At 42.8% G+C, this 8752-nt stretch carries 8 protein-coding genes, 15 tRNA genes and 1 rRNA gene; all 24 read left to right on the top strand.

Features of this window, described 5'->3' with window-relative positions; genetic code table 11:
- Positions 1-110, top strand: a 5S ribosomal RNA gene (gene rrf / locus C1G49_RS09955); the annotation flags it as partial.
- A 5-nt stretch (positions 111-115) separates the two neighbouring features.
- Positions 116-188, top strand: a tRNA-Val gene (locus C1G49_RS09950).
- Between the two features lie 2 nt (positions 189-190).
- A tRNA-Asp gene (locus tag C1G49_RS09945) sits at positions 191-263 on the top strand.
- 65 nt (positions 264-328) lie between these two features.
- A tRNA-Lys gene (locus C1G49_RS09940) sits at positions 329-401 on the top strand.
- Positions 402-404: 3 nt separating this feature from the next.
- Positions 405-486: transfer RNA gene (locus C1G49_RS09935), tRNA-Leu, on the top strand.
- Positions 487-503: 17 nt separating this feature from the next.
- Positions 504-576 (top strand) — tRNA-Thr (locus C1G49_RS09930).
- A 12-nt stretch (positions 577-588) separates the two neighbouring features.
- A tRNA-Gly gene (locus tag C1G49_RS09925) sits at positions 589-660 on the top strand.
- 7 nt (positions 661-667) lie between these two features.
- Positions 668-751, top strand: a tRNA-Leu gene (locus tag C1G49_RS09920).
- Between the two features lie 14 nt (positions 752-765).
- Positions 766-839 (top strand) — tRNA-Arg (locus C1G49_RS09915).
- A 47-nt stretch (positions 840-886) separates the two neighbouring features.
- Positions 887-960, top strand: a tRNA-Pro gene (locus tag C1G49_RS09910).
- Positions 961-969: 9 nt separating this feature from the next.
- Positions 970-1043, top strand: a tRNA-Met gene (locus C1G49_RS09905).
- Positions 1044-1059: 16 nt separating this feature from the next.
- Positions 1060-1133: transfer RNA gene (locus C1G49_RS09900), tRNA-Ile, on the top strand.
- Between the two features lie 5 nt (positions 1134-1138).
- Positions 1139-1228, top strand: a tRNA-Ser gene (locus C1G49_RS09895).
- A 71-nt stretch (positions 1229-1299) separates the two neighbouring features.
- Positions 1300-1372, top strand: a tRNA-Phe gene (locus C1G49_RS09890).
- Between the two features lie 28 nt (positions 1373-1400).
- Positions 1401-1474, top strand: a tRNA-Ile gene (locus tag C1G49_RS09885).
- A gap of 15 nt (positions 1475-1489) precedes the next feature.
- A tRNA-Ser gene (locus tag C1G49_RS09880) sits at positions 1490-1577 on the top strand.
- Positions 1578-1634: 57 nt separating this feature from the next.
- The gene (gene mreC, locus C1G49_RS09875; protein WP_105125544.1) at positions 1635-2471 is read left to right on the top strand and encodes a rod shape-determining protein MreC; all 837 of its coding nucleotides are present in this window, start codon (positions 1635-1637) and stop codon (positions 2469-2471) included.
- Positions 2461-2976 carry a rod shape-determining protein MreD gene (gene mreD, locus C1G49_RS09870; protein WP_105125543.1) on the top strand — a complete coding sequence of 172 codons (516 nt, stop codon included), beginning with the start codon at positions 2461-2463 and terminating at the stop codon, positions 2974-2976. Before mreC ends, mreD begins: the two co-directional genes overlap by 11 nt.
- A gap of 85 nt (positions 2977-3061) precedes the next feature.
- On the top strand, positions 3062-4363 hold the full coding sequence (pcsB, locus tag C1G49_RS09865; protein ID WP_105125542.1) for a peptidoglycan hydrolase PcsB: 1302 nt from the start codon (positions 3062-3064) through the stop codon (positions 4361-4363).
- Positions 4364-4463: 100 nt separating this feature from the next.
- Entirely contained in the window at positions 4464-5432 is a 969-nt protein-coding gene (locus tag C1G49_RS09860) for a ribose-phosphate diphosphokinase (protein ID WP_105125541.1), read from the top strand.
- A 69-nt stretch (positions 5433-5501) separates the two neighbouring features.
- Complete coding sequence (locus C1G49_RS09855; RefSeq protein ID WP_105125540.1) at positions 5502-6680, top strand: pyridoxal phosphate-dependent aminotransferase; 1179 nt, start codon at positions 5502-5504, stop codon at positions 6678-6680.
- A complete protein-coding gene (gene recO / locus C1G49_RS09850; protein WP_105125539.1) occupies positions 6667-7449 on the top strand; it encodes a DNA repair protein RecO in 783 nt (260 codons plus the stop codon). The genes C1G49_RS09855 and recO overlap by 14 nt, the downstream gene beginning before the upstream one ends.
- A complete protein-coding gene (gene plsX / locus C1G49_RS09845; RefSeq protein ID WP_105125538.1) occupies positions 7446-8453 on the top strand; it encodes a phosphate acyltransferase PlsX in 1008 nt (335 codons plus the stop codon). Before recO ends, plsX begins: the two co-directional genes overlap by 4 nt.
- Positions 8446-8694 carry a phosphopantetheine-binding protein gene (locus C1G49_RS09840; protein ID WP_105125537.1) on the top strand — a complete coding sequence of 83 codons (249 nt, stop codon included), beginning with the start codon at positions 8446-8448 and terminating at the stop codon, positions 8692-8694. Before plsX ends, C1G49_RS09840 begins: the two co-directional genes overlap by 8 nt.
- Positions 8695-8752: the final 58 nt, after the last annotated feature.

The raw sequence follows: 8752 nt of genomic DNA, 5'->3' as shown, positions 1-8752 counted from the left end.
GACGATAGCCTAGGAGATACACCTGTTCCCATGCCGAACACAGCAGTTAAGCCCTAGAACGCCTGAAGTAGTTGGGGGTTGCCCCCTGTGAGATACGGTAGTCGCTTAGCGAATAGGGAGTTTAGCTCAGCTGGGAGAGCATCTGCCTTACAAGCAGAGGGTCAGCGGTTCGATCCCGTTAACTCCCATAGGTCCCGTAGTGTAGCGGTTATCACGTCGCCCTGTCACGGCGAAGATCGCGGGTTCGATTCCCGTCGGGACCGTTCAAATAGTCTAGGAGACTATTTGAAGTTGGAAATAGAGCAAACAGAGTTTGCGTCATATTTACGACTCGTTAGCTCAGTTGGTAGAGCAATTGACTTTTAATCAATGGGTCGCTGGTTCGAGCCCAGCACGAGTCATATGCGGGTTTGGCGGAATTGGCAGACGCACCAGATTTAGGATCTGGCGCTTTCGGGCGTGGGGGTTCAAGTCCCTTAACCCGCATAAGGAAATAATAATAGGCCGGCTTAGCTCAGTTGGTAGAGCATCTGATTTGTAATCAGAGGGTCGCGTGTTCAAGTCATGTAGCCGGCATTTGAAGAGATTGCGAACGTAGTTCAGTGGTAGAACACCACCTTGCCAAGGTGGGGGTCGCGGGTTCGAATCCCGTCGTTCGCTTTGAGAGGCCGGGGTGGCGGAACTGGCAGACGCACAGGACTTAAAATCCTGCGATGGCAACATCGTACCGGTTCGATTCCGGTCCTCGGCATGGACTTTATAGAAGCACCCTTAGCTCAACTGGATAGAGTACCTGACTACGAATCAGGCGGTTAGAGGTTCGAATCCTCTAGGGTGCATGACTCGCTTAATGATGTCATTAGGGGAGCTTTATTTTTAATAACAGCGGGAAGTAGCTCAGCTTGGTAGAGTACTTGGTTTGGGACCAAGGTGTCGCAGGTTCGAATCCTGTCTTCCCGATTTATATTTGGCGGTGTAGCTCAGCTGGCTAGAGCGTCCGGTTCATACCCGGGAGGTCGGGGGTTCGATCCCCTTCGCCGCTATTTACTCTTGTTTGCTGGACCTTTAGCTCAGCTGGTTAGAGCTCTCGGCTCATAACCGAGCGGTCGTAGGTTCAAGTCCTACAAGGTCCATAATTGGAGGATTACCCAAGTCCGGCTGAAGGGAACGGTCTTGAAAACCGTCAGGCGTGTAAAAGCGTGCGTGGGTTCGAATCCCACATCCTCCTTTCACTACCGTGGGATGGAGTTTCTTTGACTTGTGGTCGTAGGTTCCAATTAAGGTCCACAATAATCTTATGGCTCGGTAGCTCAGTTGGTAGAGCAATGGATTGAAGCTCCATGTGTCGGCGGTTCGATTCCGTCTCGCGCCATTATTTACTTGTCCAAGTATATGTTCTTGGGCGCGTAGCTCAGATGGTTAGAGCGCACGCCTGATAAGCGTGAGGTCGGTGGTTCGATTCCACTCGTGCCCATTATATTGTATAAATGGAGAATTACTCAAGAGGCTGAAGAGGACGGTTTGCTAAATCGTTAGGTCGGGTAACTGGCGCAAGGGTTCGAATCCCTTATTCTCCGTAATGAACGAGATTATCATTTGATATTCTCGTTTTATTGTATCTTATTGGAGGAGCCATGAATAAATTTTCTAAATTGTTGATTGCAATTTCTGTTTTTCTGTTATTATCTTTTTCATTGTTGTTTTTAACTTTTTCAAAGGGAGCAGAGTTACCCTTTGTCAATTCTTCTATAAATTTACTCGTTAGACCAATTCAATCTTTTTTATCAGTTCCTACTAGGTTTTTCTCTGATCAACAGTCCTCTCTTTCGCATTTGTTTGCTACCTACGAAGAAAATAAGGAATTAAAGAAGTCATTGCTCTCAGTACAAGATTTCGCAAATGAGAATGCTAGTTTAAAAGCTGAAAATGAGACATTGCGAAAAAGTTTAGAAATGGCTTCGTCTTTCCCAGAGAAAGGGTATATTGCAGGTTCAGTTTTGGTTAGAACACCTGCTTCATGGTCAGAGCAGGTGACCATAGATGTTGGTCAGAATATGGGGATTTCTGAAAATGCTCTGGTAGTTGCAAATGGTGGTTTAGTTGGTGTAGTTAGCTCCATTGAGGAGAACTCATCAGTGGTAAAATTGTTTACTAATGCTGATGATTTTACCAAACTTCCAGTAAAAATAAGCACCAATTCCAAGGATATATACGGTATTTTAGCTGGTTTTGATTTGGATTCCAATAGTTTTATTATCAATCAGTTAAATGCTACGGATGATATTGCGGTTGGTAGTAACGTTGTGACGAGTGATTTGGCTGGTGCGACACCTGCTAATGTTCAAATTGGAAAAGTTCGTTCGGTTAAGGCTAGCAGCAATAACTTAAATCGTGAACTATATGTAGAGCCTTCAGCTAGTTTTTCATCAATATATTCAGTATTAGTAGTGGGTCAATCAGATGCGCAATAGAGTTTTAGAATTTTTCATGTTTCCTGTTCTGTTTTTAGTTTTGTTGATTGATGGGCAGGTATCGACTCTTTTATCCAATATGTCAGCTGGCTTATTTGCTATATCTTGCCATATCTTATTTATGCTTGCTATTTTTTATGCAAACTATGTTTCTCTCTCTATTTCTCTTGTTGTTTTTACTTTATTAGGATTGATTTATGATATATCTTATCTTTCTTTAGTTGGAATTGCAACGACCACTTTTCCTCTTGTTATTTTTTGTATTTATTTCTATTTTAAAGGTGTCGGAAATAAGAGTTCAATCAATCTATTGATTTTGCTAGTTTCTATTTTTCAATTTGAATTTACTAGTTATTTATTTGCTAGAGTATTTCAGATGACAAATCTCTCTGTTTTTATATTTGTTTTTAATAAATTACTACCGAGTTTATTATTTAATCTTATTTTGTTTTTACTTATCCAACCTATCTTAGAACGGATTTTTGGAATTACGAATAAGACATAGAAATGTAATAATTGCGTAATATACTTACGCAATTTTTTTGTTAAAATGGTATAGTCAGAAAGTATAGAGGAGTTAGTATTAGTTTATGAAGAAAAAAATCTTAGCTACATTATTGTTAAGCACAGTCGTTCTTACAAGTTTGAATGATGTGGCTGTGATTGTTGCAAATGATATTGATAGTCAAATTGCAGCTAAAAATCAACAAATCAATGAACTTGCGGCTCAACAAGCAGATGCTCAACAACAGGTTGATGTTATCCAAGGACAAGTTGATGAAATTGTTGCTGAACAAGCAAAATTGACAGAAGAAAATACCCGTTTGGAAGCTGAATCACAGGCTTTGGCAGCAGATATTGAGCGTTTATCAGCTGATATTGTATCACGTGATGGTGCTTTGAAAGAACAAGCTCGTAGTGCGCAAACTGATGCTTCTGCTTCTAGTTATATCAATACAATTTTGGATTCAAAATCAATTGTTGATGCTGTATCACGTGTTAATGCAATGCGTGAGATTGTTGCGGCCAACAATCGTATGTTGGAACAACAAAAAACGGATAAAGAAGTTATTGTAGAAAAACAGAAGGCTAACCAAGAAGCTATCAATACTTTAGCAGCTAACCGTCAGAAATTGGAAGACGATGCACAGGTATTGCAGGTTCGTCAGGCAGAATTACAAGTAGCTCAATTAAATCTTGCTGCTCAAAAAGCAACTGCTGAAGATGAGAAAAACTCTTTGCTTGAACAAAAGGCGGCTGCTGAAGAGGCAGCACGTCAGGCAGCGGCACGTCAGGCAGAATATGAAGCGCAACAACGTGCCTTAGCAGCACAACAGGCTGCATCGGTTGCAGCTCCAGTCGCTGCAGCATCAGCGGCTGCTGAAACTGCTGAAGTATCAGAAGGGGCTACTGAACCTACTCAAACTGCAGTCGCAGAAACAGCTCAGACAGTTGTAGCTAGTCAACCTGTTGTTACACAAACTGTTTCTACTCCAGCTGTGTCATCTTCAACTGGTTCTGGTAGTTCAGCAGCAGCGCGTAATGCGACTTTTGATGCTTCATCTTATCCAGTTGGTGAATGTACTTGGGGTGTTAAATCACAACTTTCATGGGTTGGTCCGTACTGGGGTGATGCGAAACATTGGTTGGCTTCAGCAGCAGCAGAAGGTTTCCGTACGGGTTCAACTCCACAAGTTGGAGCAATTGCAGTATGGACTGGTGGATACTATGGTCACGTTGCGGTTGTTACTGCAGTGGAATCTTCTACAAGTATCCAAGTTGTAGAATCTAACTATATGGGTCGTCGTTATATTGGCAACCACCGTGGTGGCTACTTCAATCCAACAACAACTTCAGAGGGTGCTGTTTATTATATTTATCCTCCATATTAAGAATTTTAATAGAGCGTAGTAGAACTACGTTCTATTTTTGTTTGAAAAATGAAAGAAAAAGCGTTAGAATAGTAAAGGTAGAAATAAAGAGGAGGCTGTCATGGCGTTTACTGACTTAAAATTGTTCGCTCTTTCGTCAAATCAGAAGTTAGCTGAACAGGTGTCGAAAAAAATAGGAATTCCTTTGGGGAAATCAAGTGTTCGTCAGTTTTCAGATGGTGAAATTCAAGTGAATATTGAAGAATCAATTCGTGGGACTCATGTCTTCATTCTTCAATCAACAAGTTCACCTGTTAATGATAATTTAATGGAAATTTTGATTATGGTAGATGCCTTGAAACGTGCATCTGCTGAATCAGTAAACGTAGTAATGCCTTATTATGGCTATGCACGTCAGGATAGGAAAGCTCGTGCTCGTGAGCCAATCACATCTAAATTAGTGGCAAATATGTTGCAGACTGCTGGTGTGAATCGTTTATTAACTATTGATCTTCATGCTGCTCAAATTCAAGGATTCTTTGATATTCCAGTGGATCATTTGATGGGGGCTCCGCTGATTGCTGATTATTTTGAACGTCGTGGTATGGTTGGTGAGGGATATGTGGTTGTTTCACCAGACCACGGTGGTGTAACTCGTGCACGTAAGTTGGCCCAATTTCTGAAAACACCGATTGCGATTATTGATAAGCGTCGTAGTGTTGATAAGATGAATACGTCTGAGGTTATGAATATTATCGGTGATATTAAGGGTAAGACTTGTATCTTGATTGATGATATGATTGATACTGCGGGGACTATTTGCCATGCGGCAGATGCTTTGGCTGAGGCTGGTGCGACAGCTGTCTATGCGTCTTGCACCCACCCTGTTTTATCTGGGCCAGCCATGGATAACATTAGCAAGTCTGCGATTGAGAAATTGGTTGTTTTGGACACTATCGAAATTCCTCAGGAGCGTTTGATTGATAAGATTGAGCACATTTCAACTGCGGATTTGTTAGCAGATGCTATTATTCGTATCCATGAAAAACGTCCACTGTCGCCTTTATTTGAAACAAAGATTGTTAAATAGCTGTTTGGGGAACCGAAAGGTTCTCCTTTTTTGGTATAATGTTCTTATATAATGATTAGGAGGTCTGTTATGGATTTACATCACCGTTTTAATAAGAATTTGAACCGAATTGAGGTTTCGATGATTCGTCAGTTTGATCAGTCAATTTCAGATGTACCTGGAATTTTAAAATTAACCCTGGGAGAGCCTGATTTTACAACGCCAGACCATGTTAAAGAGGCAGCTAAGGCAGCTATCGATGCCAACCAAAGTTACTATACAGGGATGGCTGGATTGCTGGAATTGCGTCAGGCTGCAGCGGAATTTGTGGCTGAAAAATACAACTTGCACTACAATCCAGAAAATGAAATTCTCTCTACGATTGGCGCGACAGAGGCCTTATCAGCAAGTCTAGTTGCAATTTTGGAGCCTGGGGATACAGTTCTTTTACCTGCCCCTGCCTATCCTGGCTATGAGCCAATTGTCAATATGGTGGGAGCCGATGTAGTAGAAATTGATACAACAGCCAATGATTTCGTATTGACACCTGAGATGTTGGAAGAGGCCATTATTGCCCAGGGAGATAAGTTAAAAGCTGTCATTCTTAACTATCCTGCCAACCCAACGGGTGTGACCTATTCACGCGAGCAAATCCAGGCTTTTGCTGATATTATTCGTAAGTACCCTATCTTTGTCCTGTCGGATGAGGTCTATGCGGAGTTGACGTACACTGGTCAGCCTCATACTTCGATTGCAGAGTTTTTGCCAGAACAGACCATTTTAATTCAGGGCTTGTCTAAGTCCCATGCCATGACAGGCTGGCGGATTGGCTTGATTATGAGTCAGGCTCCCATCATCGCTCAAATTATCAAGAGCCACCAATATCTCGTAACAGCAGCGTCAACTGCTATGCAGTATGGTGCGGTTGAAGCCTTGAAAAATGGTAAGGATGATGCGCTTCCGATGCGGGCAGAGTATATCAAGCGTCGGGATTACATCATCGAGAAAATGACGGATTTGGGCTTTGAGATTATTAAGCCTGATGGTGCATTTTATATCTTTGCAAAAATCCCTGCGGGTTACAATCAAGATTCCTTTAGTTTCTTGCAGGACTTTGCGAGGAAGAAAGCGGTGGCCTTTATTCCAGGAGCGGCCTTTGGTCAGTATGGAGAAGGTTATGTACGGATTTCCTATGCAGCAAGTATGGAGAAAATTCAGACAGCTATGGCTCGTTTGAAGGACTATCTAGAAGAAAATGGAACGAATTGAAACTAGAGGCTTAGTCCTTTACAATCGGAATTTTCGGGAAGATGATAAGCTAGTCAAGATTTTTACGGAGAAGGCTGGCAAGCGGATGTTTTTCGTGAAACATGCTTCTAAGTCCAAGCTGGTTGCTGCTATCCAGCCTTTGACCTATGCGGATTTTATCGTCAAAATCAATGATGATGGTCTGTCCTATATAGAAGATTTTCATCAAGTCCAGCCTTTTAAGGTGATCAATGCTGATATTTTCAAACTCAGCTATGCGACCTATATCTTGGCCTTGGCAGATGCGGCCTTGCAGGACAAGGTTTATGACCCAGCCCTCTTTGCATTTTTGGTCAAGACCTTGGATTTGATGGAAACGGGTTTGGACTATGAAATTTTGACAAATATTTTTGAAATTCAGATCTTGGGTCGATTTGGGATCAGTCTGAATTTTCACGAGTGTGCTTTTTGTCATCGGGTTGGCTTGCCTTTTGACTATTCCTACAAGTACAGCGGTGTCTTGTGTCCGCAACACTATCAGGAAGATGACAGGCGGGCTTATCTGGATCCTAATGTTCCCTACCTACTTGATCAATTTCAGGCTATTTCCTTTGATGAGCTGGAAACCATTTCCATCAAGCCTGAGATGAAGCGAAAATTACGGCTTTTTATTGACCAGCTGTACGAGGAATATGTGGGGATTCACTTGAAATCCAAGAAATTTATAGATGATTTGTCTTCTTGGGGGCAGATTATGAAACCAAGAACAGAAAATGAGGAAACAGAATGAAACGTATTGCAGTAGATGCTATGGGTGGGGACCATGCCCCTCAGGCAGTGGTAGAAGGGGTTAATCAGGCCTTGGCTGCCTTTCCAGACATTGACATTCAACTTTATGGCGATGAGGCTAAAATCAAGCAGTATTTGACAGCGACAGAGCGTGTCAGCATCGTCCATACGACTGAAAAAATCAATTCAGATGATGAGCCGGTCAAGGCGATTCGTCGGAAGAAAGAGGCTTCTATGGTCCTAGCGACCAAGGCTGTCAAGGATGGTCAGGCAGATGCGGTCTTGTCGGCTGGAAATACGGGTGCTCTGTTGGCGGCAGGTGTTTTTGTGGTTGGCCGTATCAAGCATATCGACCGTCCAGGTCTTATGTCCACTCTTCCTACTATGGACGGTAAGGGATTTGATATGATGGACCTGGGGGCAAATGCTGAAAATACAGCCCATCACCTCTATCAGTATGGTATCCTCGGCTCATTTTATGCGGAGCATGTGCGTGGGGTCAAACAACCTCGTGTGGGACTTTTGAACAACGGTACGGAAGATACCAAGGGCACGCCAGTTCACCAAGAAGCCTATAAGCTCTTGGCGGAAGACAAGTCGATTAACTTTATCGGCAATGTGGAGGCGCGTGAGTTGCTTAATAGCGTGGCGGATGTGGTCGTGACTGATGGTTTCACGGGAAACGCTGTGCTGAAAACCATTGAGGGAACGGCTAAATCCATCGTTGGTCAGTTGACAGGCTCTATCAAAAATGGTGGTCTGCGTGCCAAATTGGGTGGTCTTTTGGTCAAGCCAACCTTGAAAAAAGCACTTGGGGCTATGGACTACAAGAAGGCTGGCGGTGCTGTCTTGCTTGGTCTGAAAGCTCCTGTCATCAAGGCTCACGGCTCTAGCGATGCCCAGTCGATTTTCTATACCATTAAGCAGACGCGTTCTATTTTGGAGGCTGGCATTGTTGAAAAATCGGTGGAGAAATTTTCAGTAGTGGAGGAGCGTCATGACTAGAGAGCAGGTTTATCAGCGGGTTGTTGCCATTATCCAAGAGGAGAAGGGTGATGATTTTCAAGTACGGGCAGAATCTACTTTAGCAGATAATATCGCAGCGGATTCGGTGGAAATCATGGAATTTGTCCTGACCTTAGAGGACGAGTTTGGTGTCGATGTTCCTGATGCTGCGATTGAGCGCTTTGAAACCTTGTCTGATATTGTGGATTTTATTTATGAAGAATTGCAGAAACGTTCGTAGTTTACGGGCGTTTTTCTTTGTTTTTAGTTGAAAGACCGTAAAATTCTTGTATAGGCGA

The organism is Streptococcus suis, assembly GCF_002960625.1.
GTDB lineage: Bacteria > Bacillota > Bacilli > Lactobacillales > Streptococcaceae > Streptococcus > Streptococcus suis_T.
The sequence above is the reverse complement of the archived record's forward strand: the minus strand, read 5'-3'. Positions and strand labels throughout refer to the sequence as shown.

What these genes read in the sequence shown, in the direction of transcription:
- mreD (WP_105125543.1), top strand. Translation starts at nt 2,461, where the DNA reads ATGCGCAATAGAGTTTTAGAATTTTTCATGTTTCCTGTTCTGTTTTTA.
- pcsB (WP_105125542.1), top strand. Translation starts at nt 3,062, where the DNA reads ATGAAGAAAAAAATCTTAGCTACATTATTGTTAAGCACAGTCGTTCTT.
- recO (WP_105125539.1), top strand. Translation starts at nt 6,667, where the DNA reads ATGGAACGAATTGAAACTAGAGGCTTAGTCCTTTACAATCGGAATTTT.
- C1G49_RS09840 (WP_105125537.1), top strand. Translation starts at nt 8,446, where the DNA reads ATGACTAGAGAGCAGGTTTATCAGCGGGTTGTTGCCATTATCCAAGAG.
- C1G49_RS09855 (WP_105125540.1), top strand. Translation starts at nt 5,502, where the DNA reads ATGGATTTACATCACCGTTTTAATAAGAATTTGAACCGAATTGAGGTT.
- C1G49_RS09860 (WP_105125541.1), top strand. Translation starts at nt 4,464, where the DNA reads ATGGCGTTTACTGACTTAAAATTGTTCGCTCTTTCGTCAAATCAGAAG.
- mreC (WP_105125544.1), top strand. Translation starts at nt 1,635, where the DNA reads ATGAATAAATTTTCTAAATTGTTGATTGCAATTTCTGTTTTTCTGTTA.
- plsX (WP_105125538.1), top strand. Translation starts at nt 7,446, where the DNA reads ATGAAACGTATTGCAGTAGATGCTATGGGTGGGGACCATGCCCCTCAG.